The organism is Bradyrhizobium sp. CB3481 (assembly GCF_029714305.1).
Classification (GTDB): Bacteria; Pseudomonadota; Alphaproteobacteria; order Rhizobiales; family Xanthobacteraceae; genus Bradyrhizobium.
In genome coordinates, this window is sequence record NZ_CP121647.1 from 4,961,891 (window position 1) to 4,988,666 (window position 26,776).

At 61.6% G+C, this 26,776-nt stretch carries 23 protein-coding genes; 15 read left to right on the top strand and 8 right to left on the bottom strand.

Annotated features, from left to right (window positions below):
* The first annotated feature begins 6 nt into the window (after positions 1-6).
* The 4 genes from QA643_RS24235 (at position 7) to QA643_RS24250 (ending at position 4,615) form a co-directional block, all read left to right on the top strand.
* Entirely contained in the window at positions 7-546 is a 540-nt protein-coding gene (locus QA643_RS24235) for a TRAP transporter small permease subunit (protein WP_283028402.1), read from the top strand.
* The gene (locus QA643_RS24240; protein WP_283028403.1) at positions 543-2,144 is read left to right on the top strand and encodes a TRAP transporter large permease subunit; all 1,602 of its coding nucleotides are present in this window, start codon (positions 543-545) and stop codon (positions 2,142-2,144) included. Before QA643_RS24235 ends, QA643_RS24240 begins: the two co-directional genes overlap by 4 nt.
* 206 nt (positions 2,145-2,350) lie before the next feature.
* Complete coding sequence (locus tag QA643_RS24245) at positions 2,351-2,932, top strand: TRAP transporter small permease subunit (protein ID WP_283028404.1); 582 nt, start codon at positions 2,351-2,353, stop codon at positions 2,930-2,932.
* Positions 2,933-2,959: 27 nt separating this feature from the next.
* On the top strand, positions 2,960-4,615 hold the full coding sequence (locus tag QA643_RS24250; protein ID WP_283028405.1) for a TRAP transporter large permease subunit: 1,656 nt from the start codon (positions 2,960-2,962) through the stop codon (positions 4,613-4,615).
* Positions 4,616-4,685: 70 nt separating this feature from the next.
* Here QA643_RS24250 and QA643_RS24255 read toward each other — a convergent pair whose 3' ends face one another.
* From QA643_RS24255 to QA643_RS24270, 4 genes are all read right to left on the bottom strand, one after another.
* Positions 4,686-5,774 carry a TRAP transporter substrate-binding protein gene (locus QA643_RS24255; RefSeq protein WP_283028406.1) on the bottom strand — a complete coding sequence of 363 codons (1,089 nt, stop codon included), beginning with the start codon at positions 5,772-5,774 and terminating at the stop codon, positions 4,686-4,688.
* A gap of 160 nt (positions 5,775-5,934) precedes the next feature.
* Positions 5,935-7,023, bottom strand: coding sequence for a TRAP transporter substrate-binding protein (locus tag QA643_RS24260; protein WP_283028407.1), 1,089 nt, complete (start codon positions 7,021-7,023; stop codon positions 5,935-5,937).
* Between the two features lie 186 nt (positions 7,024-7,209).
* Positions 7,210-8,346: an iron-sulfur cluster carrier protein ApbC gene (gene apbC, locus QA643_RS24265; RefSeq protein ID WP_283028408.1), complete on the bottom strand. Its 1,137-nt coding sequence runs from the start codon at positions 8,344-8,346 to the stop codon at positions 7,210-7,212.
* 179 nt (positions 8,347-8,525) lie between these two features.
* Positions 8,526-8,963 (bottom strand): VOC family protein, encoded by a 438-nt coding sequence (locus tag QA643_RS24270; RefSeq protein WP_283028409.1) that lies wholly within the window; start codon positions 8,961-8,963, stop codon positions 8,526-8,528.
* 173 nt (positions 8,964-9,136) lie between these two features.
* On the opposite strand from QA643_RS24270, the gene QA643_RS24275 reads away from it, so the two are divergent.
* The 5 genes from QA643_RS24275 to QA643_RS24295 all read left to right on the top strand — a co-directional run bounded on the left by QA643_RS24275 (position 9,137) and on the right by QA643_RS24295 (position 16,194).
* Positions 9,137-10,009, top strand: a complete 873-nt coding sequence (locus QA643_RS24275) for an NAD(P)-dependent oxidoreductase (protein WP_283028410.1) — start codon at positions 9,137-9,139, stop codon at positions 10,007-10,009.
* Between the two features lie 201 nt (positions 10,010-10,210).
* Complete coding sequence (locus QA643_RS24280; protein ID WP_283028411.1) at positions 10,211-11,815, top strand: HAMP domain-containing sensor histidine kinase; 1,605 nt, start codon at positions 10,211-10,213, stop codon at positions 11,813-11,815.
* A 47-nt stretch (positions 11,816-11,862) separates the two neighbouring features.
* Positions 11,863-12,066: a DUF1289 domain-containing protein gene (locus QA643_RS24285; RefSeq protein WP_283028412.1), complete on the top strand. Its 204-nt coding sequence runs from the start codon at positions 11,863-11,865 to the stop codon at positions 12,064-12,066.
* Between the two features lie 40 nt (positions 12,067-12,106).
* On the top strand, positions 12,107-12,664 hold the full coding sequence (locus QA643_RS24290) for a TIGR02281 family clan AA aspartic protease (RefSeq protein WP_283028413.1): 558 nt from the start codon (positions 12,107-12,109) through the stop codon (positions 12,662-12,664).
* 440 nt (positions 12,665-13,104) lie between these two features.
* A complete protein-coding gene (locus QA643_RS24295; RefSeq protein WP_283028414.1) occupies positions 13,105-16,194 on the top strand; it encodes an adenylate/guanylate cyclase domain-containing protein in 3,090 nt (1,029 codons plus the stop codon).
* Between the two features lie 204 nt (positions 16,195-16,398).
* Here the strand turns inward: QA643_RS24295 and QA643_RS24300 are convergent, their stop codons facing one another.
* From QA643_RS24300 to QA643_RS24310, 3 genes are all read right to left on the bottom strand, one after another.
* Complete coding sequence (locus QA643_RS24300) at positions 16,399-16,605, bottom strand: hypothetical protein (RefSeq protein ID WP_283028415.1); 207 nt, start codon at positions 16,603-16,605, stop codon at positions 16,399-16,401.
* Positions 16,606-16,619: 14 nt separating this feature from the next.
* Entirely contained in the window at positions 16,620-17,729 is a 1,110-nt protein-coding gene (locus QA643_RS24305) for a hypothetical protein (RefSeq protein WP_283028416.1), read from the bottom strand.
* Between the two features lie 279 nt (positions 17,730-18,008).
* Positions 18,009-18,491 (bottom strand): MarR family winged helix-turn-helix transcriptional regulator, encoded by a 483-nt coding sequence (locus QA643_RS24310; RefSeq protein WP_283028417.1) that lies wholly within the window; start codon positions 18,489-18,491, stop codon positions 18,009-18,011.
* Between the two features lie 178 nt (positions 18,492-18,669).
* On the opposite strand from QA643_RS24310, the gene QA643_RS24315 reads away from it, so the two are divergent.
* The 5 genes from QA643_RS24315 (at position 18,670) to QA643_RS24335 (ending at position 24,074) form a co-directional block, all read left to right on the top strand.
* A complete protein-coding gene (locus QA643_RS24315; protein ID WP_283028418.1) occupies positions 18,670-19,188 on the top strand; it encodes a flavin reductase family protein in 519 nt (172 codons plus the stop codon).
* A gap of 43 nt (positions 19,189-19,231) precedes the next feature.
* Positions 19,232-20,464 (top strand): flavin-dependent monooxygenase, encoded by a 1,233-nt coding sequence (locus tag QA643_RS24320; protein ID WP_283028419.1) that lies wholly within the window; start codon positions 19,232-19,234, stop codon positions 20,462-20,464.
* Between the two features lie 28 nt (positions 20,465-20,492).
* On the top strand, positions 20,493-21,518 hold the full coding sequence (locus tag QA643_RS24325; protein WP_283028420.1) for an amidohydrolase family protein: 1,026 nt from the start codon (positions 20,493-20,495) through the stop codon (positions 21,516-21,518).
* Between the two features lie 45 nt (positions 21,519-21,563).
* A complete protein-coding gene (locus tag QA643_RS24330) occupies positions 21,564-22,940 on the top strand; it encodes an MFS transporter (protein WP_283028421.1) in 1,377 nt (458 codons plus the stop codon).
* 72 nt (positions 22,941-23,012) lie between these two features.
* Positions 23,013-24,074: a maleylacetate reductase gene (locus QA643_RS24335; protein ID WP_283028422.1), complete on the top strand. Its 1,062-nt coding sequence runs from the start codon at positions 23,013-23,015 to the stop codon at positions 24,072-24,074.
* Here QA643_RS24335 and dusA read toward each other — a convergent pair.
* Entirely contained in the window at positions 24,071-25,030 is a 960-nt protein-coding gene (gene dusA, locus QA643_RS24340; RefSeq protein WP_283034911.1) for a tRNA dihydrouridine(20/20a) synthase DusA, read from the bottom strand. The genes QA643_RS24335 and dusA overlap by 4 nt on opposite strands.
* Positions 25,031-25,201: 171 nt before the next feature.
* Here dusA and QA643_RS24345 point away from each other — a divergent pair, with 171 nt between their 5' ends.
* Positions 25,202-26,326: a site-specific integrase gene (locus QA643_RS24345; protein ID WP_283028423.1), complete on the top strand. Its 1,125-nt coding sequence runs from the start codon at positions 25,202-25,204 to the stop codon at positions 26,324-26,326.
* The last annotated feature ends 450 nt before the right edge of the window (positions 26,327-26,776 follow it).

The window sequence follows — 26,776 nt, forward strand, 5'->3', positions numbered from 1 at the left end:
AGCGTAATGCGCCCATTGCTGGCACTGAGTAATTTGATCGACTGGCTCAATGAGAAGCTCGGCGGTATCTGTAACTGGCTAGTGCTCGCTGCCTGCGTCGTCAGCGCTGCCAATGCGATGATCCGCTACGCGTTCGGCTACTCCTCCAACGCCTGGCTCGAACTGCAATGGTACATGTTCGCCGTCTTCGTGATGTTCGGCGCTTCCTACACTTTCAAGAAGAACGAGCATGTCCGGGTCGAGATCCTCTATCTGATGCTGTCCGAGCGTGGACAGCTCAAGCTCGATCTGATCGGCACGCTGTTCTTCCTGATCCCGTCCTGCCTGCTGCTCAGCTATCTGTCGTGGCCGTTCTTCATGCAGGCCTATGCGGTGGGTGAAACTTCGAGCAACGCCGGCGGCCTCCTGCGCTGGCCGATCAAGCTCGTCGTTCCCGTGGGCTTCGTATTCCTGGCGCTGCAAGGCGTCTCCGAGGTGATCAAGCGCATCGCGGCACTGCAGGGTTATGTCGTGATCGATGCGAAGTACGAGAGGCCGACTCAATGATCACGCTGGAGACGATGCCGCCGCTGATGTTCGGCGGCTTGATTCTGGCCATGCTGATCGGCTTCCCGGTGGCCTTCACGCTAGCCGCGCTCGGGCTGTCGTTCGGCTTCCTGTCGATCCATCTCGGCTTCTTCGACCTGAACTTCCTGCAGGCTATCCCGGGCCGCATCTTCGGCAGCGTGCTTTCCAATGAATTGCTGCTGGCGATCCCCTTCTTCACCTTCATGGGCTCGGTGCTGGAGCGATGCGGCCTCGCCGAGGACATGCTGGACTCGATGGGCCAGCTGTTCGGCCCGGTCCGTGGCGGCCTAGGCTATTCCGTGATCATCGTCGGCTTCATTCTCGGCGCAATCACCGGCACGGTGGCGGCACAGGTCATCGCCATGGCGCTGATCTCGATGCCGGTGATGCTCCGCTACGGCTATAACACCCGCTACATCACCGGCGTGCTCGCCGCATCCGGCACCATCACGCAACTGGTGCCGCCCTCGCTGGTGCTGATCGTGATGGCCGACCAACTCGGCAAATCGGTCGGCGACATGTATCTCGGCGCCTGGGGACCGTCGATCCTGCAGATCGTCCTGTTCGCCGGCTACACGTTCTTCCTCGGCATCTTCCGGCCCCATCACGTGCCGGCCGTGCCGAAGGAGGCGCGGACGCTGACCGGCTGGGCGCTGTGGAAAAAATGCCTGATGGGCATCATTCCCTCGGCCGTTCTGATCTTCGTGGTGCTCGGCACCATGATGCTCGGTCTGGCGACGCCGACCGAAGCCGGCGCGATGGGCGCCATCGGCGCCATCGTGCTCGCGGCGATCCATCACAAGGACCTCAGCGACAAGGGGCACAAGATGCTCCTTCTCGGCATCGCCGCTACCGGCGTCGCCGTGATCGTCGGCATTCTCCTCGGCGAAGGCAAAGTGCTCAAACTGACCTTCGCGGTGCTCTATCTCGCGGTGGTCTGGCTCTGCCTGGAAGCCGTCCGCATTCCGGACCTGCGTGATCTGATCAAGCAGGGCTATGAGTCGACGATGCGCCTCTCCACCATGGTGGTGTTCATCCTGATCGGCTCAACCTGCTTCTCGGTGGTGTTCCTCGGCGTTTCCGGCGGCGTCTGGCTCGAACACCATTTGACCTCGCTCCCCGGCGGCGTCTGGGGCTTCCTGATCTTCATCAACCTGTTCATCTTCTTCCTGGCGTTCTTCCTCGACTTCTTCGAGATCGCCTTCATCATCCTGCCGATGGTGGCGCCGATCGCGCAGAAAGTGCTGGCACCGGTCGTCGGCGCGGATGCCGCATTGATCTGGTTCGGCGTGATGCTCTGCGTCAACATGCAGACCTCGTTTCTGCATCCGCCCTTCGGCTTTGCCCTGTTCTATTTGCGCGGCGTCGCGCCTAAGGAGGTCAAGAGTTCCGACATCTATTGGGGAGCCCTGCCGTGGATCGGTCTGCAGGCTATCATGGTGGCGATCGTGATCGCTTTTCCGGTTACGGTGACGGCCTTGCTCGACGCCCCTCGGAACGTCGATCTTGACAAGGTCAGGATCGAAGTACCGGAAATCGAGCTTCCGCCGCTGGATTTCGGTCCTCAAAAGCAATAGCGAGGGGCAGCCAAAGCGGCCGGGCATTCAGGACTGGACGACCCCGGTCGATAGAGCTAATTCCCTTACAATATCAACAAACTTCCAATTGACGGCGGCTGCGCTCGCTGGTTTGGTGCGGGGGCTTCATGCTAGCCCGGCTGGACAAGCCGCTGCGCCCTATGGGCGCTGTCAAGACTGCAGATGCAAATTGGGGAGGGTTTCCGTTGCAATCGCTCTTGAAATTGAGCCATGGAATCGACGCGTTTACGAGGTGGACGGGCAAGCGCCTGGCCTGGCTCATTCTGCTTGCTGTGATCATATCCGCCGTTAACGCGGCGGTACGGAAAACCTTCGACGTCTCGTCGAATTCCTGGCTCGAACTGCAATGGGTGCTGTTCGGCATCGTGTTCCTGCTGTGCTCGCCCTGGACGCTGCTCGACAACGAACATATCCGGATCGACATCGTGAACAATCTGTTCCCGAAGCGGGTCCGCGACATTATCGATCTCGTCGGCCATATTTTTTTCCTGCTGCCGCTGACCATCGTCATGATCGTCACCGGCGGTCCATTCTTCATGCGTTCATTCGAAATCAACGAGCAATCCGGCAACGCCGGCGGCTTGCCGCAATGGCCGGCCAAGTCGTTGATCATCATCGGGTTCGCGCTGTTGCTGGTTCAGGCCATCTCCGAACTGGTCAAGCGCATCGCGGTCATGCGCGGCCTTATTCCGGATCCGCACGCATCACAGGTACATGCACTCGAGGCCGAGGTCGAACACCTCGTCGAGGCGATCGAAAAACGCTGATCGCCGGCGCGATCTCAGGGGGATTGGATGACTGCTTTTCTCATCGCCAACATGGCGCCGATCATGTTCGCCTCGCTGGTGATCATTCTGCTGCTCGGCTATCCGGCGGCTTTCTCACTCGGCGCAGTCGGACTGATCTTCGCCATTGTCGGCATCGAACTTGGCGAATTCCGTCCCGACTTCCTGCAAGCGCTTCCCGAGCGTGTGTACGGCGTGATGAACAACGACACGCTGCTCGCCATTCCGTTCTTCACGTTCATGGGACTGGTACTCGAACGATCGGGCATGGCTGAAGACCTGCTCGATACCATCGGGCAATTGTTCGGCACCGTCCGCGGCGGCCTCGCCTACGCCGTCGTTTTCGTCGGCGCTCTGCTCGCTGCGACGACCGGCGTCGTTGCAGCTTCCGTGATTTCGATGGGCCTGATCTCGCTGCCGATCATGTTGCGATATGGCTACGACCGGCGGATGGCGACTGGCATCATCGCCGCTTCGGGTACGCTGGCGCAAATCATTCCGCCCTCCCTCGTGCTGATTGTGATGGCCGACCAGCTCGGCAAGTCGGTCGGCGACATGTACGAAGGTGCGTTCATCCCGGGCCTGGTGCTCGCCGGACTTTATGCAGGCTATGCGTTTCTTATAACGTTGCTGTTTCCGAAAGCCGCTCCGGGACTGCCGGCGGAAGCGATCGGTTTCCGCGAGCCCAACGGCAGCCGCGGGCTATGGTCGCTTCTCGTGCTTTTCCTCGCCAGCTGCGTGTTCGGCTGGTTCATGATGCGCGGTTCGGACGCCCGCGGCGCAGATTACGTCGTGCTCAGCATGTTCTACGGCATCCTGTTCGCCTTCTTCGTGGCCGTCGCGAACTGGCTCGTGCACAAGCTTACCGGCTACGGTTTCCTGTCAGCGATGGCGCAGCAAACGACCTTCGTCATGGTGCCGCCGCTGTTTCTGATCTTCCTGGTGCTGGGCACGATCTTCGTTGGCATCGCAACGCCCACGGAAGGCGGCGCGATGGGAGCGGCCGGCGCCCTAATCCTCGGCGCGGCCAAGCGCCGGCTAAGCTGGGACCTGATCCGCCAAGCCACGGAATCGACGGCCAAGCTGTCGGCCTTCGTGATCTTCATCCTGATCGGCGCCCGCGTCTTCTCACTCACCTTCTACGGCGTAAACGGCCACGTCTGGGTCGAGCACCTCTTGACCTCGCTGCCCGGCGGCCAGATCGGCTTCCTGCTCTTCGTCAACGCGCTGGTGTTTGTGCTGGCCTTCTTCCTCGACTTTTTCGAGCTCGCCTTCATCATCATTCCCCTGCTCGGGCCGGCGGCGGAAAAACTCGGTATCGACCTGATCTGGTTCGGTGTCATTCTCGGCGTCAACATGCAGACCTCGTTCATGCATCCGCCGTTCGGATTCGCCCTGTTCTATCTGCGCTCGGTCGCGCCGAAAGAGGCCTACAACGATCGGGTCACCGGAAAGCGCATGGATCCAGTGACAACCGGCCAAATCTACTGGGGCGCCGTTCCGTTCGTCGTGATCCAGGTCCTCATGGTCATACTTGTCATCATGTTCCCCGCCATGGTGATGCATTACAAGGGCGTTGGCGCGACCATCGACCCGAACACGATCAAGATCGAGGTGCCGCAGATCGAGTTGCCGCCGATCGATTTCGGATCGCCGAAGCAATAGCGACTTGGCCTCAACGAAAAACCCCGCAGCTTCGCTGCGGGGTTTGCCGTTTCACAACTGCAGCTGGCGATCAGCCCTGCGAGCGTCGCGCCATGAAGTAATCGTAGCCGAGCTCGGCGACCTGGAACCATTGGTAACCCTGGCTCGTGAAGGCATTGAGCGAGTCATTGACCTTCTTGAAGTCGGCATTGCTGGCCGAGACTTCGGTATGCAACTCCTTCGCCGACTTATAACAGGCTTCCATCACCGGCGCCGGGAATGCATGGAGCTTTGCGCCGCCGGCGATCAGCTTGCGCAGCGCCAGCGGATTGGCCTGATCGTATTTCGCCATCATCCAGCTGTTGGCATGGTGACCGGCCTGCTCGAGCACCGACTGATAGTATTTCGGCAGAGAATTCCACTTATCGAGATTGACGAAGGCCATCAGCATCGGGCCGCCTTCCCACCAGCCCGGGTAGTAGTAGTTGGCGGCAACCTTGTAGAATCCGAGCTTCTCGTCGTCGTAAGGACCGACCCATTCCGCCGCGTCGATCGTGCCCTTTTCCAGCGCCGGATAGATGTCGCCGCCGGCGATCTGCTGCGGCACCGCGCCGAGCTTTTGCAGCACCCTGCCCGAGAAGCCGCCGATGCGCATTTTTAGACCCTTGAGGTCATCGACGGTCTTGATCTCCTTGCGGAACCAGCCACCCATCTGGCAGCCGGTGTTGCCGGCCAACAGCGAGGTCACATTGTACTTCTTGTAGAACTCGTTGAGCAGCTCCTTGCCGCCGCCCAGCATGTACCAGGCCTGGTTGAGGCGCTGGTTCGGGCCGAACGGCACAGCAGAGCCAAAGGTGAAGGTCGGATCCTTGCCGAAATAGTAGTAGGAGGCGGTGTGCCCGATCTCGCAGGTGCCATTCTGCACGGCATCCAGCACCTGCAGCCCTGGTACGATCTCGCCAGCGGCAAAAATCTGGATCTGAAACTTGTTGTCGGTCGCTTCGGCAACCAGTTTGCACATCAGCTCGGCGCCGCCGTACAGCGTATCAAGCGACTTCGGCCAGCTCGTCGGCATTCGCCATTTCAGCTCCGGCATGCCTTGCGCGATCGCCGGCGCTGCGAGCGTCGCGGCACCCGCCGCACCCAAGCCAGTTGCTTTAAGAAAGTCTCTTCTTTTCATTCAATCCATCCCTTTGTGGCGTGTGAGAGCCTTCTTGCCGAGGCTTTGCGCGAGCAGCATGGAACAATCGGTTTCCGATTTCCATCCCGAATGATACGGGCAAACGAAAAAGCCCGGCCTTCCTGCGAAGGCCGGGCGGTTTCTACGACTTAAGACGTAATCAGCCGCGGGTGCGCGAGCGGATCATGAAGCTGTCATAGGTGTATTCGGCGACCTGCCACCACAGATACTGGTCGGAGCGATAGGCCTGCATCGCGTCCACCGACTTCTTGAAGTCGGCGTTTTTGCCAGAAATCTCGGCCCACAGCTCGTTGGTCGCCTTCAGGCACGCTTCCAGCACCTCATTGGTGAACGGACGCAGCTGCGTGCCGCCGGCCACCAGGCGCTTCAGCGCGGACGGGTTCTGCATGTCGTAACGCGCATTCATCCAGGTGTTGGCATGCGCCGTCGCATTGGTCAGGATCGCCTGATAGCTCTTCGGCAAGGCATTCCACTTGTCGAGATTGGCGAAGGCGTGGACCATCGGACCGCCTTCCCAGAAGCCCGGGTAGTAGTAGTACTTCGCAACCTTCTGGAAGCCGAGCTTCTCGTCGTCATACGGACCGACCCACTCGGCCGCATCGATGGTGCCCTTTTCCAGCGCCGGATAGATGTCGCCGCCGGCGAGCTGCTGCGGCACCACGCCGACCTTCTGCAAGACCTGGCCGGCGATGCCGCCGATGCGCATCTTGAGGCCGGAGAGATCGGCAACGGTCTTGATCTCCTTGCGGAACCAGCCGCCCATCTGCGTGCCGGTATTGCCGCAGGCGAAGCCGACCACGCCGAACTTCTTGAAGAACTCATTACCGAGCGCCTCGCCGCCGCCCTGGTACCACCAGGAATTCTGCTGGCGCGCATTGAGGCCGAACGGCACCGACGCGTAGATCGCAAAGGTCGGGTCTTTGCCGACGTAGTAGTAGGAGACGGTGTGGCACATCTCGACGGTGTTGTTGGTCGTCGCATCCAGCGCCTGCAGGCCCGGGACAAGCTCGCCGGCCGCGAACACCTGAATCTGAAACTTGTTGTCGGTCATTTCGGCGACGTACTTGGCCACTTGCTCCGCACCGCCATAGATGGTGTCGAGCGATTTCGGGAAGCTCGACGTCAGGCGCCATTTGATCTCAGGCGATGATTGCGCGATCGCCGGCGAGGCAACGGCTGTCGCGGCAGCACCGGCCGCTGAAACCTTCAAAAAATCACGACGCTTCATTCAAGTCTCCTTAAGGACGGGACGTTTCCCATTATTCCGCGAGCATGTCCTCCGGCGGGCGAATTCCAAGGTCATCCGGGGGCTCTGGCGGGGGGCGCTTTAACACGGAAGTTGCCGCTCGAAAACGCGACAAAGGCATGACTGCACTGATTAAACCAAAGTCTTATGGGGCTGATAAGCCGGCCTTTACGCCGCGGCAATGGCGCCCTGGAGCTGGTCGCGCACGTTGGTCCCGATGGCCCGGTAGATCGCCGCATGCGGCCCGTCCGGCTCGCTGACGACCACCGGATTACCTTCATCCGAGGTGGTTCGGATCGACATGTGCAAGGGGATCTCGCCCAGGAACGGAACCCCCAGCCGCTCAGCTTCATGGCGCGCGCCGCCATGGCCGAAGATGTCCGAGCGCGTACCGCATTCCGGGCACTGGAAGTAGCTCATGTTCTCGACGATGCCGAGCACCGGCACATTGACCTTCTTGAACATCGCAAGGCCCCTGCGCGCATCGATCAGCGACAGATCCTGCGGGGTCGAGATGATCACCGCGCCCTTCAGCGGAACGTTCTGTGCCAGCGTCAGCTGCGCATCCCCGGTGCCGGGCGGCATGTCGACGACGAGAATGTCGAGCGTGCCCCACGCGACGTCGCGGAGCATCTGCGTGATCGCCGACATCACCATCGGCCCACGCCAGATCATCGCGGTGTCTTCCTCGACCAGGAAGCCGATCGACATGATCGAAAGGCCAAAGCGCTGAATCGGAATCATCTTCCTGTTGTCGTCGAGTTGCGGCTTCTCGTTGATGCCGGTCAGCCGCGGCACCGACGGCCCGTAAATGTCGGCATCGAGCAGGCCGACGCGCAGGCCGAGATCGCGCAAGCCAAGCGCCAGGTTGAGCGCGGTGGTCGATTTGCCGACGCCGCCCTTGCCCGAAGCGACCGCGATGACGGCGGCAATGCCTGGAATTTCCGCCTGCTTCGACATCGGCGACGGCCCCTGCGGCGGCCGGTGGGCGGATGCAGGCTGCACGCCATGCGCATGGCGGTGCGGCGCGGGGGCAGCTTCCGGCCTCGGCGAACCGGGCTTGCGCTCGGCCGTGAGCGCGATCATCGCCGTGGTGACGCCCGGGACCGCGCGCACCGCGGTCTCGGCCTGTGCGCGCACGCTTTCCCAGGCGCGGGCTTCGGCGGCATCGACGTTAATGGAAAAGAACACCTTGCCGTCGGTGACCGAGATCGCCGACAGCACATTGGCGCTCGTCAGGGGCACGCCGCGCGGGGATGCCACCTGCTTGAGGGAATCGAGAACCTGTTGCTGCGTAACGCTCACTCGCGCATCTCCTGGAGCCATTGCGGTTCAACTCGAGAACCGGCCCTGCTCTGTTGTATTTGGCGCGTTTTTCCTGACGCTGCTCGTTTCGCCTCGGAGCCGATCCGAAAGCGCAAGAACGCGTGCCAGAACGCGATGCCAGTCCGATGCGACCCAATAGAGCGGTTCAGCGTAAAAGGCTACCTTACTCCCACGTCATCCCGCCGCTCGGCGGGAGCTGTGGCCGACTGTTCCTTGGCCGCCTCATAGTTCAGTTCGATCATGACGCCGTTGGGGTCGTTGACGAAGATCTGCCAGAGATCGCCGCCCGGAACCTGGCGGGAATCATAGGCCATACCCTTCTGTTCCAGCCGCCGCTTCATGCCGTCAAAGCCGGAGCTGGCAAACGCGACATGGTGGACGACGCCGGAATCCGGCTTCTGGGCCTCATCGGTCTTGGAGATATCGACGAGGTGCACCACCGCCTTGCCCTCGCTGTACATCCAGGCGCCGGGGAAAGCGAAGTTCGGCCGGGCGCCCTTTTCCAGGCCCAGAATGTCCTCATAGAACCGGACCGTCTCGGCAAGGTTGCGGGTCCGGATGTTGAAATGGTCGAGCACGCCCACGCTGACGCCCATGCGATGTCACTCCCTTTTTTGTGAGGTTATTGAGCCCCTATCCTAGCACAAATCGGGCCCTGCCCACCAAACGAAGGCGTTGCCCTCCCCTGCGCAGCGGTTATGGTGCGGCCCTTCCAAGAACACCGTCCGGCCAGCCCAACGTCGCCGGCGAAAACTCCAAGGTAACAGACATGGCTAAAGTCGCTTTTCTCGGTCTCGGCGTTATGGGTTTCCCCATGGCAGGACATCTGGTGAAAAAAGGCGGCCACGAGGTGACCGTGTACAACCGGACCGGGGCCAAGGCGAAGGAGTGGGCAGACAAGTTCGGTGGGCGCACCGCGCCGACACCCAAGGCCGCGGCCGAGGGGCAGGATTTCGTGATGTGCTGCGTCGGCAACGACAATGACCTGCGCGCGGTCACGATCGGCGCTGACGGCGCCTTCGCCGGCATGAAGAAGGGCGCCATCTTCGTCGATCACACCACCGCCTCCGCCGAGGTGGCCCGCGAGCTCGATGCCGCCTCCGTCAAGGCGGGGTTCAAGTTCATCGACGCGCCGGTGTCCGGCGGCCAGGCCGGCGCGGAAAACGGCGTGCTGACGGTGATGTGCGGTGGCAAGGAAGATGCCTATGCCGCTGCCGAGCCGATCATTTCCGGCGCCTACGCCAGGATGTGCAAGCTGCTCGGGCCCGCCGGCGCCGGCCAGCTCACCAAGATGGTCAACCAGATCTGCATCGCCGGCCTCGTCCAGGGGCTGTCCGAGGGCATTCACTTTGCCAAGAAGTCCGGGCTCGATGTTCCCGCCGTGATCGAGACCATCTCCAAGGGCGCGGCGCAGTCCTGGCAGATGGAGAACCGCTACAAGACCATGAACGAGGGCAAGTTCGATTTTGGCTTTGCGGTGGAATGGATGCGCAAGGACCTCTCGATCTGCATCGCCGAGGCCCGCCGCAACGGCGCCAATTTGCCAGTGACCGCGCTGGTCGATCAGTTCTACGCCGAGGTCGAGAAGATGGGCGGCAAGCGCTGGGATACCTCCAGCCTGCTCGCCCGCCTGGAGCGGTGAGTTAAGGAAACCGGTTAAGGCAGCGACGACGGCCCCCGCCTCTTGTCTCATCAGGAGCGGGGGTTCCGTCCATGGGCTGGTTAATTTTAACCTCCCGTTAACGAGAATTTTTAGCTCTTTAAGTCATCGCTTAATGATTTAGCTGCACAGATACACAATGCAAAAGCCCGCGCAGTCCGCGGGCAGGATTTGTGTTGTTTGATGAGTAGCCCCGCAGAAAAGCCCGAGGTTGTCCAGCTTCCGGCGGAAGCGCAGGTCGCACCACCGGTGAATACGCGGCGCGTGGCGGCACAACGGGTGCGCGAGGCGCGGGATCGGTTAACATCAACCAGCGGAACGCGGCCTGCGTTCGACACCGAACTGCTTCGGCAATACGCCACGACCCGGGTATCGGCCTCCTTCGTCATCATACTGTTGGTGGTCTCGACCGGCGTGCTGTTCGGCCTGTGGAAGTATGCCGTGCCGGCCGCGGTCTGGACCTGCGGCATGCTCTGCATCCATGCTGCGATCATCCGCAACTGCCGGCGCTTCCTCAACGAGCAGCCCTCGCTCGCCGCAACGAAGAAATGGCAGACCCGCTTCGTTCTGCTCGACCTGCTCTACGGCCTGTGCTGGACCGCGATCCTGCTGCACCCGGCCGGCCTCGACACCGTCTCGAACACGATGATGATGTTCCTGATGCTGCTGGTGATCGCGGTGTCGAGCATGTTGGCGGCAACGCTCCCGATCGCGGCAGTGGCGGCGACCGCACCGGTGACGGCGGCGATCGCGCTCAACTTCGTGATGGGCGGCACCTTCGACAATTACGCGCTCGCGCTGCTGGCCGTCGCCGCCGAAGCTTATTTTGCCCTGCTCGCGCACCAGCTCCATTCGACGACATTGCAGACCCTGGAAGCGCGCGCCGAAAAGGATGCGCTGATCGGCGAGCTCGAACAGGCCAAGGCGATCTCGGACGAGGCGCGGCACCGCGCCGAATCCGCCAACGTCGCCAAGTCGCGCTTCCTGGCGCAGATGAGCCATGAACTGCGTACGCCGCTGAACGCGATCCTCGGCTTCTCCGAGGTGATGAAGAGCGAGATCTTCGGCGCGCATGCGGTGGCGGTCTACAAGGAATATTCCGCCGACATCCACAATTCGGGCGTCCACCTGCTCAATCTCATCAACGAAATTCTCGATCTGTCGCGGATCGAAGCCGGCCGCTACGAACTCAACGAGGAAGCGGTGTCGCTGGTGCATGTCGTCTCCGATTGCCATCACCTCCTGAAGCTGCGCGCCTCCAGCCGCGGCATCACCATCCACGAGGTGTTCGAGCACGGCATGCCGCGCATCTGGGGCGACGAGCGCGCCACGCGCCAGGTCGTGCTCAACCTGATATCCAACGCGATCAAGTTCACCCCGCCGGGCGGCGATATCTGGCTCAAGGTCGGCTGGACCGCCTCGGGCGGCCAATATCTTTCCGTTAAGGACACCGGCTCCGGCATTGCCGAGGACGAAATCCCGGTCGTGCTCGCGTCGTTCGGCCAGGGCTCCAATTCGATCAAATCGGCCGAACAGGGCGCCGGCCTTGGTCTGCCGATCGCCAAGAGCCTGATCGACATGCATGGAGGCACCTTCACGCTGAAATCGAAACTGCGCATCGGCACCGAAGTCATCGTCACCTTCCCGCCGGAGCGCGTGATGAGCGCGCTGGCACCGATGGCCGAGGAAGAAGCACCGCCGCTACAGCCGGAACCCGCCGTCACGTCGGCCGATGACAAGCGGCGGCCCCGTCACAGGCCGATCATGAACGCCGGCACCGGCCTGTAAAATTGGAGCGCTTGCGTCGGGGACTCAAACCGTTTCACTATCCAGGAATGAGCAAAGAATCGCCGTGTATCGCAGTCTGTACGATGGATCCAAAGACCAAACTCTGCTTCGGCTGCGGACGAACGTTGCCGGAGATCGCGCGCTGGCACAGCATGGCCACAGCGGAGCGACTCGCATTGATGGAAGGGCTGGCGGCCCGCATGACGGAAGCCGGCCTCACGCCGATCGGGCCGCGACCTGCGCGCGGTTGAACTCGACAGGAATCTCGGAGCGACACTGCGGAGGCGCCCGATGATCCGCATGCTGCTTGTTCTCGCGCTGCTCGCAGGGACCGCCGGCGCCGTCGTCGCCTATGGCGATCCGCACCGGATCGCGCGCGCCAGCGACTCGGTCGCGAAGATGCTGCGGCACCGCAGCCTCGAGCCGCCGCCGCCCGTCCAGATCGCGCGCAGCCGGGCCGGCGAATTTGCACTGCATGCCAAGATCAACGGCGTCAAGGCGCCGATGGTGATCGACACGGGCGCGACCTCCGTGGTGCTGACCTGGGAAACGGCGAAGGCGATCGGCCTGCCGATCGAGATGCTCGAATACAATGTCGACCTCGAAACCGCCGGCGGCCACACCAAGGCGGCGCGGCTGACGATCGACCGTCTCGCCGTCGGCGGGCTGGTCGAAAAGTCGATCCCGGCGCTGGTCGTGCCGCGCGGACAGCTCAAGACCAACCTGCTCGGCATGAGCTTCCTCGATCGCCTCGAAAGCTGGGGCGTGCAGGCCGGCAAGCTGTCGCTGCACGGCTATCCCGAGGTGATGGCGTCGAACAACAAGCGCGCGCGGTCAGCTGCGAATTAGCCGGACTGCGCGATCATAAATTGATGCCTTCTCCAGCAAGCTCTCTTCGCGCCAGGCAGATCTTGGCGCTTCTAGTTCGAGAAATAGCCGTCGAAGTAAGCCGCGGGCCCAAAATACCGGCTTGTTGACAACGGTGTTCGACGCTACCGTAGTCACGCATTTTAGGGACCTAAATGATTTGCCCAAGGTGCCAGCACGAAAACGGCCCAGCGGCGAAGTTCTGCGAACAATGCGCTTCGGTGCTGGTTCGCGTTTGCACCAATTGTGGCACGCAAATTTCGCCGACGGCCAACTTCTGCTCGCATTGCGGTCATTCAACAGGTCAGAGCGCCCCAAACTATTTGTCTGCGCGCTCTGAGGCGTTGAGACCACAGACTGCCCCGCCACCGGCTGAGAACATTCTCACCGCCACAGGCGAGCTTGTGGGTGAACGAAAGCAGGTGAGCGTGCTGTTCGCCGACATCACGGGCTCGCTGGCGCTGATCTCCGGCCAGGATCCTGAGAGCGCGCAGGCGATCCTCAATCCCGTGGTCGAGCAGATGATCGAGGCCGTCCATCGTTATGAGGGTACTGTCAACCGGATCCTTGGTGACGGCATCATGGCGATCTTTGGCGCTCCGCTCGCCCATGAGGATCACGCCGTACGGGCTTGTTCCGCCGCCCTGATGATGCGGGACTCCGTGGCCAAATTGGTGGACCGCACCAATCAGCCTCACCCTACGCCGCTCAAAATTCGCATCGGGCTCAACTCAGGCGAAGTTGTCATCTGCGCCATCAGCAGCGACCTTGACATGGAATACACCGTTGTTGGCGAAACTGTGCATATGGCCGCTCGCATGGAGCAGATGGCGCAACCCGGCTCGGTCCTGACGACGAAGAAGACCATCCGATTGGTCGAGGATTACGTCATGGCGCGGTCGCTCGGTCCGCTGCCGATCAAAGGGCTTGCCGAGGCCGAGGAGGTCTACGAGCTCATCGGGGCGGGCCCCGCGCGCACCCGTTTGCAGGCTGCAACAATTCGGGGCCTAACCCAGTTTGTCGGCCGTGAGGCGGAGCTCGATGAACTGCGCCGTGTGCAACAGCTGGTCGATACGGGATCGGGCCAATCGGTGGCGATCATCGGAGATGCGGGCATCGGCAAGTCGCGACTGGTCCATGAGTTCGCGCACGCCAGACGGATGCCTGGCCTGCTCGGCTGGCTCGTGCTCGAGAGCACGTCGCTGTCGCACGAAAGAGCGACCAGCTACTTGCCCGTGATCGAGCTGCTCAAGAGCTACTTCGGAATCCAGGATCGGGACGACCTTCATGAGATCCGCCGAAAGGTGGTCCAGAAGACCCTCGCCCTGGACGAAAAGCTGGAATCGACACTTCCCGCCCTGTTGGCCCTGCTCGATATTCCCGTCGATGACCAAAGCTGGCATGCACTCGATCCAGCTCAGCGTCGACGTCGCAACATCGAGGCCGTAAAGGCCCTGTTGCTGCGGGAAGCACGTAAGCAACCCGTCCTCCTGATCTTCGAGGACCTCCACTGGGTCGACAGCGAAACGCGGGAATTGCTCGATGCCCTGGTGAGCGCCATCGGTTCGGCTTGCCTCATGCTGCTCGTCAGTTACCGGCCGGGCTACCAGCACGATTGGGGGAGCAAGGAGAACTACCGTCAGCTCCGGCTGAGCGCGCTGCCGACGCGCGACACCGGCTATCTGCTGACGGCGCTGCTCGGCGAGGATCCCGCGCTCGTTCCGCTGAAGCAGTTTCTGATTGCGAGGGGTGGCAATCCCTTCTTCATCGAGGAAACCGTCCGCTCGCTGGTGGAAACCAGATATCTCGCGGGAGAGCGCGGTCATTATCGACTGATGAGTCCGACCGGAACCATTCAGGTACCACCGACTGTCCAGGCCATCCTGGCGGCGCGAATAGATCGGCTTCTTCCCGGTGACAAGAACCTTCTGCAAATCGCTTCCGTTGTAGGCCGCGAGATTCCATTTGCCGTACTCCGAGGTCTCACCGATGGCGATCTGGGAGACGCGCTCGATCGGCTGCAGGCGGCCGGCTTTCTCTATGAGACCGGTTTTTTTCCGGACGTCGAATATTCGTTCGTACATGCACTCACCCACGAGGTGACATACGACGGCTTGCTGCGGACACGACGACGCGCACTACACGCGCGACTGGTCAACACGATCGAGACTCTTTATCGGGACCGGATCGGTGAGCACATTGAACGTCTCGCGCAACATGCCGTTCGCGGGGAGTTACCGGACAAGGCAGTTCGATACCTGCGACAGGCCGGACTGAAGGCACTCTCGCGGTCGGCCCTCGAGAACGGGCGAGCCTGGTTCGAACAGGCCCTTGGCATCCTAGAGAAGCTGCCAGAAAGTAGAGAGAATATCGAACTCGCCATCGATATTCGCTTCGACCTGCGAAACGCCCTTCACCCCCTGGGCCAACTTGAAAAGTGCCTGGGCCATCTGCAGAAGGTGCAAGCGCTGTCTACTCAACTCGGCGACAAACGACGGCTCGGACAAGCTTCGTCATTCCTGTGTCAATACTACCGGCTGATGGGAGAGCTTGGACCCGCCATCGAGGCCGGAGAAAAGGCAATGGCCATCGCAAATGAGTTAGACGACATACGCCTCCATATCGTGGCTGCCGGACACTTGGGGCCAGCTCTGACTGCAAGAGGAGATCATCATCGCGCGTCCCAAATATTGGTGGCGGGCGTTGAGCGTCTCCGAGACGATCTCGCGGCCGACACGATGGGCACAACCGGCGTCCTTGGAGTATTCACGCGCGTATATCTGGTGTCCTCACTGGCCGAACTCGGCGAATTTGATCGGGCAATTCGCATTGCCGAGGAGGCGGTGGAAATTGCCCAGGCCGCCAATCACGTTTACAGCCTTGCGTTCTCCTACTACGGACTCGGCACCTTGCTCACTCTTCATGGCGAGGTCTCGCGGGGCATCACGGTCCTCGAGCAGGGCCTTGAGCTTTGCCGTTCGTGGATTCTTCCATTGATGCTGCCACTGCTCGGCACCTCGCTTGGACACGCTTATTGCTTGGCCGACCGTGTCGATGAAGCCATCCTCATCCTGGAGGAAACCGAACGAGAGTCGAGCGCGATGCACCGCAACGGCGGGCTCGCCATGACGGTGGTCCGGTTGGGTGAAGCTTATCTTCGGAAACTTCGCACCGCTGATGCCGAGCAGTGCGCTCGACGGGCGCTCGCACTTGCGCGCAAACATGGAGAGCGCGGCCACGAAGCCTACGCGCTGCGATTGATTGCCGAACTCGGCGTTGCAGACTCGCCTCTGATCGGTGAGAGCGAGACGAACTTTCTCCAGGCTCTTGAAATGGCCGAGGGTCTCGATCTGCGACCGCTGGCGGCGCAGTGCCACCTCGGGCTTGGAAAACGCTACCGGTGCGTTGGCAAGCAGGCGAGCGCCGAGCAGCACTTCAACGCCGCCGCAGCCCTGTTCCGGCAGCTCGGTCTGCAATTCTCTTTAGAAGATCACGCTCCGTGCAACAGCTAGGTCAACCTTCCAAGCGGGTCGGCCAGCAAGCACAGCGGGTCTCGGAAACTGCAAATTGTCGGCTAGCCACGACTTGTTTTGACCTCGATGCCACTGACCTCCAGCCCGCAAGAGCGGGCCAGAGCTCGCAGTTCGAGTTGAATTACCTCTAGCTGATGGCTATCGAGATCTCGATCGATCGTCATCGTAGCGACGACTTGGCCCTCAGCTTCGCTTCTTCGCAGTCTTCTTTTTCTTGGCCTTGCTCGCTTTTTTATAGGCTGCGGTTGCTTTCCATTTCTTCTCAAAATCCTTCACTCCGGCCTGAAATTTACGAAGCAACGCGCGCGTCTCTGGACTTTTCGGTGTGGCCGCCACCCGAATTGAGGTTCGGCCTTTGGTTACTTTTTTGAATATTTGGATGTTCGCCATAAGTATTTGCCCCTTTAAGTTACTTTTAAGCGGGCCCGACCAGAGCCCACCCTTTGCCAAGGGTTCCTGATGCTAGCCGAGAAATCGGACGCGTGGAAGATGCGCGGCGCTCCGTCGAGGTCTCGCAGCATGTACCAATCCGGCGCGGCGTCGTAGCTGTCCTCAATATCGACAGCCAGGTCTTGAGCCAGACGGACGAAGGTTTGCGCCATATTTTGCTTTCCGACCAGATCAAAAATATTGGTCGCTGACGAAAACCGGCCTGCGTTGATTTCCGTGATACAGGGATTGCCGCGCGCATTCTCTTTGAGATCCACGCTGAAGACGCCGGACGCTTTTGCATCAAGCAACCTGATGGCTCGCACGCAGGTGTCGACGATCTTCGGCTCGAAGACGGTTTTTGCAAGGGCCGCCACGGAGGAGACTTGCGACGGTTGGCTGCCCATCCCGAGGTAGGAAAGCCGTTCATACGTCTTGATCAGCACCAACTCACCGTCCTTCCAAAGGCTTTGACAGCCGAAATCGCGGCCTGGCAGGTACTCTGAAAGGACAAACGAGGTGACAGGTACACCCCGCATCTCCTTCCAATATCTGATCCAGCTACGGGCATGTTCCGGCGTGCGTACCGGCAGCGCGCCAAGGGCGCCGGCGCCGCTTCGAACGCGGCACCAGAGGGGGCGCCTACCGCCAAGCTGTCGGAAAATCCCGGTGATGCTCCTCATATCCTTCACCGGATAGCTCGCCGGCGCATCGATGCCGTTGCTGCGCAGGAGCTCAGTGAGACGATATTTATCCCGGCAGATTTCAACCAGAGGCGCGCGCGGCAGGAACAAATAGTCGCCGAGGCGATTACGCGCACGCGACAAGTCATCTACGTCAGAATCGACGGTCGGGATGATGAGGTCCAAACGTTCGGTCTCGATAATCCATCGCAGCGCCTGAACCCATTCCGGATGGTTCGCCGGCGGAACGACATAGTGTCTGTCCGCGTCGGATTTCTTCAGGGCAAACTGATCATCATTGCAGCCGACAATGAAGACAGGCCCGCCACCCGTTCGCAGACTGCGGGCCAGATTGTTGCTCGGAGCGTTACCAGCGTTTGTAAAGAGCAATCGCGCGGCCAACATGCTTCTCCTGCGTCTACCCGGCGATATGTCGCCTGCAAGAAGACACTATGGATCATGGCGCTTGAAAAGACATTCACTTTCCTTTGGGACCGCCGTCACACCGGCTCCTTCCGACGATCGGCGCACCAGCTCCTTTATTGTCCAGCGGGAAGCTCAGGTTTGCCGCGCTTGGACCACTGCGATTGCTTGACGCGGTGCGATAGCGTGTCCGCGGGCAGCCGTGCCTTCGAAATGACTGGCTGGCGCGCGGCTTAACCGCCTGCCATCCGCAAGGCATCACCCCTTCGCCTTGACCGCCTTGCGCGTCTTGTTGGCTTCCTCGATTTCGGGCTCGATCGAATTCAGGCTCTCGTAGATTTCTGCGAGCACCGTCTTCAGATCCGAAATGTTCTTCGCCGGAAAATCACGGACCGCGACGTCCTCGAAATGCACGGCGATCGGAATCAGTTCTTCGACCAGCGTCCGTCCCTTTGGCGTCAGGTTGATCGCGACCGTGCGGGCATTGTCCTTGAGCCGCGTGCGCGTCGCGAGGCCTCGCCGCTTCATCTCGCCGATCAATCGCGACAATGTCGAGATCTCGATCGTCGTCATCGCGGCGAGGTCGCCAAGACGCTGGTCGCCCTTTTCCCAGAGCGCCGCCATGACACGGTACATTGGTAGCGTCACGCCGTAGCCGGCGATGCGTCGGGAAAACAGATCGCCCATCCGCACGCCGACGCGGTTGAGCATGTAAGGCAAGGAATTCGTCAGGCGGTACAAGATCTTGCATCCTGTTCTGGTGCAACTTTTGCACTTCTCCAATAACGCCTCGCCAATCAGTTTTCAAGACAATTGTTGCATTTGAAAGTTTTCGGTTGACAGATCATTTGCAGATGCAATTATTGTTCACGAAAGTTAAACCGCCGATCACAAGAGCGGACCGTTATTGGAGGAAACCATGTCGCTGGATTCGGCATCCGACGAACTGCGCGAGACATTCAAGCGCGCACTGCGGCGATTTCCCGCCGCCGTGTCGGTGATCACATCTTCGGATCAGAACCGCCGTCATGGCATGACGGCGACCGCAGTGACCTCGCTCTCGCTCGATCCGCCCTCGCTGATCGTCTGCGTCAACCAGCAGACGCTACTGCATGACATCATGCTGCTGGCGCGCCGCTTCTGCGTCAACGTGCTGCGCCGCGACCAGATCACGCTGTCGTCCGCCTTCAGCGGCGCGGTGCCGGCCGAGGAGCGGTTCGGACTCGGTGACTGGAAGACCTCGCCCGAGGGCGTCACCTACCTTGCCGACGCGCAGATCAACATCTTCTGCAAGAAGGCGGCGGCCATGCCCTACGGAACGCACACGATCTTCATCGGCGAGGCCGAGACCGTCAGCATGCGCGATCCGATCGAGCCGCTGATCTACCAGGACGCCACTTACTGCTTCTCGGTGCCGCACGACAGCCAGGCTGCGTGAGCCCTCGCCGCCTTTCAGCCCATCGAAGACACGGAGCACACCAATGGTATCAGTCGCCCAATTGAAGGACGCGCCGGCGCGATCGGCCCCCCGCCCCGACCTCGCCGAATTGCGCAGCCGCGTCGCGCAGATCGCACCACAGATCAAGGCGCGCGCCTACACCACCGAAAAGTCCGGCCGCGTCCCCGAGGAGAACATCACGGCGCTGCGCAACATCGGCTATTTCGAAATCGTCAAGCCGGCGAGGTTCGGCGGCTACGAGCACGATTTCGACGTGCTGGTCGAACTGAACATCGAGCTCGCGAAATCCTGCGCCTCGACCGCCTGGGTCGGCGGCCTGCTCGCGGCCCATCAATGGCTGATCGCAGGGTTTCCGGAGACCGCGCAGCGCGACGTCTGGGATGCGAACCCCGATGCGCTGGCCTGCGGCTCCTATGCGCCGGCCGCCAAGGCGATCGAGGTCGAGGGCGGCTATCGCCTCTCCGGCCGCTGGTCGTTCGCCAGCGGTTGCGACAACGCGCAATGGTCGCTCTGCGCGGCGCTGCTGCCGCCAACGACCGAAGGCGGCCAGTTCGCGCCGGCCTTCCTGCTGGTGCCGGCCAGCGACTACGTCATCGACGACACCTGGAACGTCGTCGGCCTCAGCGGCACCGGCAGCAAGACGCTGGTGCTGTCAGACGTGTTCGTGCCGGCGCACCGCCAGCTGTCGTTCGCCGACACCACATCGGGCACGACACCGGGCGCGGCGCTCTATGCCGCAAACCCCACTTTTGCGATCCCGATGCTGTCGAACATCCCCTCCTGCCTGGCGTCCACCGCCGTCGGGGCGTCGGCCGGTGCGCTGGAAGACTATCTCGCCGTCACTTCGCGGCGGATCACCCGCGGCGCGGTCGCCGGCCATAACAACCGCATGGCCGATTTTCCAACCATCCAATTGCGCGTGGCGGAAGCGACCGCCTCAATCGATGCGGCCCGTGAGATCCTGCTACGCGACTTGAGGGATCGCGCCGCGACGGTCCGCGAGGGCCGGCCGGTTTCGATTGAGGAGCGTATCGTCAGCCGCCGCGGCCAGGCCTTTTCAGTCGCGCTCGCCATCCGCGCCAGCGAGGCGCTGAACGCTTCCACCGGCGGGCTCGGCCTCGACCTTTCCAATCCGGTGCAGCGCGCCTGGCGCGACGCTAATGCGGTCGGCCGCCACATCAGCATGAACTGGGACGCCGTTGGCACCATGTACGGCCAGCTCGCGCTCGGGCTGCCGCCGCAGGGACAATACTAACCAAACGCCAGACATCAGCGAGGACCACATGCAGGGCAAGATCGCGCTTGAGGAACATTTCGCCATTCCGGACACGCTGATGGATTCGGCGGGTTTTGTGCCGGAATCCTATTGGCCGGAATTGAAGGACCGCCTGCTCGATATCCACGACAAGCGGCTGACGCAGATGGACCGGCACGGCATCGAGATGATGATCCTGTCGCTGAACGCGCCGGCGGTGCAGGCGATCCCCGACGCCAAACGCGCTGGCGAGATCGCGGTCCGGGCCAATGACTTCTTGGCCGAGCAGGTCGCCAAACGGCCCTCGCGCTTTCAGGCCTTTGCCGCGTTGCCGATGCAGGACCCGGATCTCGCCATCAATGAGCTCGATCGCTGCATCACAACGCTCGGCTTCCGCGGCGCGCTGGTCAACGGCTTCTCGCAAATCGGCGACGGCAAACGCCCGGTCTATTACGACCTGCCGCAATACTGGCCGTTCTGGGCCAAGATGGAAGCAACCGGCCTGCCCTTCTACCTGCACCCGCGCAACCCGCTGCCGCAGGACTGCGCGATCTATGACGGACATCCCTGGCTGATGGGCCCGACCTGGGCGTTCGGACAGGAGACCGCGGTGCATGCCTTGCGCCTGATGGGATCGGGCCTGTTCGACGCCTATCCGAAGCTGAAGATCATCCTCGGCCATATGGGCGAAGGCCTGCCCTACAGCATGTGGCGCGTCGATCACCGCAATGGCTGGGTCAAGGCACCGCCGAAGCACAAGGCGAAGAAGAAAATCTGCGACTATTTCAACGCCAACTTCTTCCTGACCACGTCGGGCAATTTCCGCACGCAGACGCTGATCGATTCCATTCTCGAGATCGGATCGGATCGCATCCTGTTCTCGGTCGACTGGCCGTTCGAAAACGTCGATCATGCCTCCGACTGGTTCAACAGCGCCAGCATCAGCGACAATGATCGGCGCAAGATCGGCCGGCGCAACGCCATCGACCTGTTCAAGCTCGATCTGGCCCACGATGCCATCGCCGGGCACAGCCTTCATCAAGCCGCGGAATAAGCGGCGTCACAACGACACCAACGAACGTCTTGGGAGGGAATGGAAATGGCCGCGCAGGCAATCGATCTTCATGAAGAGCTCGCTGAAGCCAAGGTCGGCAAATTTCATTGGCGCCTCGGCGCCGTCATGGGATTGCTCACGTTGTTCGACGGATATGACACGTTCAATCCGGCTTACGTCATTCATTACGTCGCAAAGCCTTGGGGGCTTCAGGCCGGCCAGGCAGGCCTCTTGATCTCCAGCGGCCTGGTCGGGTTCCTCTTGGGGGCCGCGATCCATGGCATCATCGCCGACCGCCTCGGCCGCCGCGGCACCCTGCTCGGCGGCCTCTGGATCACCAGCATCTTCACGCTGCTGACGGCAATCCTGGCGAATTCGTTCCTGTCGTTCTGCATCCTTCGGCTTCTGACCGGCATCGGCCTTGGCGTACTGTTGCCGCTCGCGACCACCTATATCAACGAGCTGGCGCCGCGGCGTGTCGCCAACACGTTCGCGCTGTGGGGCGTCGCGCTCGGCTGGGCGCTCGGCGGAACGCTCGCCGGCGTCGCCGGCGTATTCGCAACACCGGTGTTCGGCTGGGCGTCGCTGTACTGGATCGGCTCGCTGTCGTTCCTGCTGCTGCCCTTCATGCACCTGATGCTGCCGGAATCGCCGAAGTTTCTCGCCCTGCAGGGCCGCATCGATGAAATCCGCGACATGCTCACAAGGCTTCGGCCCGAGCGCGCAAGTGTTTATGCCTCAGCCGAGATTGCCGTCGGGCAAGCCGAGAAGCCGCTCAATTCGGTTGCGGCGCTGCTTCAGCCCAGATATCGCCGGACCACGCTGGCGATCTGGGCGTCGGCGTTCCTCAGCCTGTTCTGCATCTTCGGCCTGTCAGGCTGGATTCCGACCGTCATGATGCAGCGTGGCGAGACCTTTGCCGCAAGCTTCGGCTTCGGCGCGCTGATGCAGATCATGTCGTTCGTCGGCGGTCTTGTGCTCGGCCATTTCGTCGACCGGACCGGTTACAGCCGCGGGCTGATCGCGATCTGGTGGGCGATCGGCGGCGTCGCGGTGCTCTCCCTGGTGATGCTCAACGATCACATCGTCAACATCACTTCCGTTGCGGCCGCCGGCTTCTGCATCATCGGCGCGCAGTTCGTGCTGAACAACTTCACCGCGGCGTCCTACGAGACCGGCGTGCGCGCCACTGCTGTTGGCATGGAACTCGGGGTCGCGCGGGTCGGGGCCATTCTCGGGCCGTTCGTCGCCGGCGCGCTGCAGCAGATCTACCAGAGTCCGACGCCGATGTTCTTGTCGATCGGCATCTCGGCGATCGCCGCCGGCGGGATTATCCTGCTCGCCCGGCGGCCGGCGGGCGCGCCTGCGAGCAGCCTTGAAGAGACGGCGCCCTTGCGCAAGGTTGCGCAACCGGCCTCTTGAGGCAGGATGGCCGTTGCGGGAAATCCGGCTCCGGCGTCCCGGGGCCGGACCCTTCGTCCGCAAGGAGCGACCATGCAGGACTTCGTCTACCAGAATGCGCCGATGCGGGTGGTATTCGGCAGCGGCACGCTGCGCCGATTGCCCGACGAATTGTCCCATCTCGGCGCCACCTGCGCCCTCGTGCTGGCGACGCCGCGGCAGAAGGACCTGATCGCTGACATCCGGCAGATGATCGGCGAACACTTTGCCGGCGTCTTTACCGGAGCCGTTATGCATACGCCCGTCGAAGTAACCGAACGGGCGATGGAAGCCGTGCGCGACATGCAAGCCGATTGTCTCGTCGCGATCGGCGGCGGTTCGACCACCGGCCTCGGCAAGGCGATTGCGCTACGCACCGACCTGCCGCAGATCGTGCTGCCGACCAGCTATGCCGGCTCGGAAATGACGCCGGTCGTCGGCCAGACCAGCGGCGGCGTCAAGACCACGCAGTCGAGCCCGAAAATTCTGCCCGAAACCGTCATCTACGACGTCGATCTCACCATGACGATGCCGGCCAAATTGTCGGCAACGTCAGGCATCAATGCGATCGCGCATGCGGTCGAAGCGCTTTACGCGCGGGATCGCAACCCGCTGATCTCGCTGATGGCACAGGAAAGCATCCGCATGCTGGCGCTGGCGCTGCCGAAGATCTGCGCGCAGCCGGGCGATAGAGCCGCGCGCACCGATGCGCTTCATGGCGCCTGGCTCAGCGGCATCTGCCTTGGCGCGGTCGGCATGGCGCTGCATCATAAGCTCTGCCATACGCTCGGCGGCGCGTTCAACCTGCCGCATGCGGAGACCCACACCGTCATCCTGCCGCACGCCCTCGCCTACAACGCGCCGGCCACACCCGATGCAATGGCGCGGATCGCCACGGCGCTCGACCTGCAAGATCCCGCACTCGGCCTGCAGGACCTGGCGCGAAAGCTCGCCGTGCCGACGTCGCTGCGCGAGATCGGCATGCCCGAGAGTGGCATCGATCACGCCGCCGACCTCGCCGTGAAGAACCCCTACTGGAATCCGCGCCCGGTCGAGCGGGAGGCGATCCGCGAGCTGATCGCGCGCGCCTGGCGCGGCGACACGCCGAAAACTTAGGCCGCCACTGGCTCGGCGGCGCGGTCCTCAACCAGCGCGATGGCCTCGCGCAGCACATTGGCGTCGGCGCCTGGCTTGACACCCTTCTCCGCCAGATGGCGGCGGAAGGCGCGCGCGCCGGGCACGCCGTGAAACGCGCCGACGAAATGCCGCGTCATCGCATGAAGCTTAGTGCCCTGCGCCAGTTGCGCTTCGATGTAAGGCAACATCGCTTCGAACACGTCCTTCATGGTGGCGCACGGCGCTGCCTCGCCGAACAGTTCCGGGTCGACATCCGGCAGGCGCCACGGCTCCTGATAGGCCGCCCGCCCCAGCATCACGCCGTCGACATGGTCGAGATGCTGCTTCGCTTCCGCGATGCTGCCGATGCCGCCATTGATGATGACGGGCACATCCGGCAGCGCCGCCTTGAGCCGATAGACCCTGTCGTAATCGAGCGGCGGGATGTCGCGGTTTTCCTTGGGCGACAATCCGTTGAGCCAGGCCTTTCGGGCATGCACGATCAGCGCGTCGCTGCCCGCCGCGACCACGCCGCGCGCCAGCACGTCGAGCGCCACTTCGGCGTCCTGGTCGTCGATTCCGATCCGGCATTTGACGGTGACGGGAATCTGCACCGCGCGCTTCATGGCGGCGACGCCCTCGGCGACCAGCGCCGGCTCTGCCATCAAGCACGCGCCGAAGCGGCCGTCCTTCACCCGGTCGGACGGGCAGCCGACATTGAGATTGATTTCGTCATAGCCGAAATCCTCGCCGATCTTCGCCGCGGTGGCGAGATCGGTGGGATCGGATCCGCCGAGTTGCAGCGCCACCGGATGCTCGCTTGAATCGAAGCCAAGCAGCCGCTTGCGGTCGCCATGAATGATGGCGCCGGTCGTCAGCATCTCCGTATAAAGCCGCGCGCGAGCACTCATCAGACGGTGGAATACGCGGCAATGCCGGTCGGTCCAGTCCATCATCGGTGCCACAGAAAAGCGATAGTCTTGCGATTTCAATGATTTACCCTATGCTCTCAATAGGATGAAACATGAACGTGTGTACTCCAAACTAGCCGAAATTGCACACGTTTGTACCCGTTTTGACCTCTCAGTGCACACGTAGCGCACACGAATTGGGGAGTGCACACGGCGATGGCCAGCTTCACTCAGTTGCGATCCGGGAACTGGCGCGTCCAGGTCCGTAGGAAGAACCGTTACGTAGCAGAGACCTTTCGCCGCCGGAAGGATGGCGAGGAATGGGCGCTCGACATTGAGCGCAATATCGACCGTAGCGGTTCACCAAAACCGCGAGCGACCCTCCGGGTTCGCACGTTCGGTGATCTCATCGACATTCACATAGACGATATGAAGGAGGTCGGCCGCCCTCCCCGCCGATCCAAGGCGGCCGTCCTGGAGGCGCTCAAGGAGAGCTTGGGAACGGTGAAGTTGACTCACCTCAACCGCGAGCGACTTATCGAGTTTGGCCGCAAGCGAGCGAAGCAAGGCGCGGGGCCAGCCACACTCGCAATCGATTTCGCCTTCATCAGAACTGTCGTCACGCATGCTACAGCCGTTCACGGCATTGAGGTCTCGGCCGAAGAGGTTCGCTTAGCGCGCTTTGCGATGAAGCATTTGGGTCTTGTCGGGAAATCGGACGAGCGAGACCGTCGGCCAACTCAAGACGAGTTTGATGAGCTCATTGAGTACTTCGAGAGCAATCGCCGACAGATTATTCCAATGGGCCGCATCGTTCGGTACGCTGTTGCGACAACAATGCGGCAAGAGGAAATTTGCCGGCCCGACTGGTCCGACGTCGACATGAAAAATCGGATCCTTGTCATACGTGATCGCAAGGATCCTCGAGTGAAGGATGGCAACGATCAAAAAGTCCCGCTTCTCAATCTGACGGGCTACGATGCGTGGGAAATCATGCTCCAGCAGCGCATCGTCACCAGAGGTAAGGGTCGGGTATTCCCGTATAACCACCGTTCAGTCAGCGCGGCATTCACGCGAGCCTGCGACGAGTTGAAGATCGAGGATCTGCATTTTCATGATCTGCGTCATGAAGGCACGAGCCGCCTTTTCGAAGCAGGACTACCGATTGAAAAAGTCGCTTTGGTCACTGGCCACAAGGACTGGCGCACGCTGCGGCGCTATACGAAACTGAAGCCCGAAGAGCTTCATAAGCTACAAACTACGCCGCAGCCAACCCTGGAAGAATTCGTACAATCGCTTACAAGAAACGAGCCTCACGGCGCGGCAAGGCAGCTAGACTAGCGTTCAGACGTCGACGCGTTTCCTTGTAGTTCAGCATCTTATGCCCACTCTTCTCTTTTTTTAACGTGACATGCTCTCCGGAAGAAAACCTCTGACGAAAGGTGACTTCAATTCCCGCGCACTGCTGGAGCAGTGCCAAAGACGAAGAAGTACAGGAATGCTCGCCAAGCAGATGAACTCGCGCGCACGCGGCCGTTTCCACGCGTTTCGTGAGCCTGAGATTGCCGTTCGTGATAAGTCCGACACCAATATTGCGTCCACATCTTCACCGACCCAGGTCGCGATTGAAGTCAAACATGGTGGAACAGACTGGAGCGCACGCGATCTTGAAGACGCTCTGAGGACCCAGCTTGCTGAAGACAACAGCCGGAGGCACGGAGTCCTTGTCATCACTCATCATAAGAACCGCCGCTGGCTACGCGTCAGCGACAGTAAGTCATTCCGTTTGCT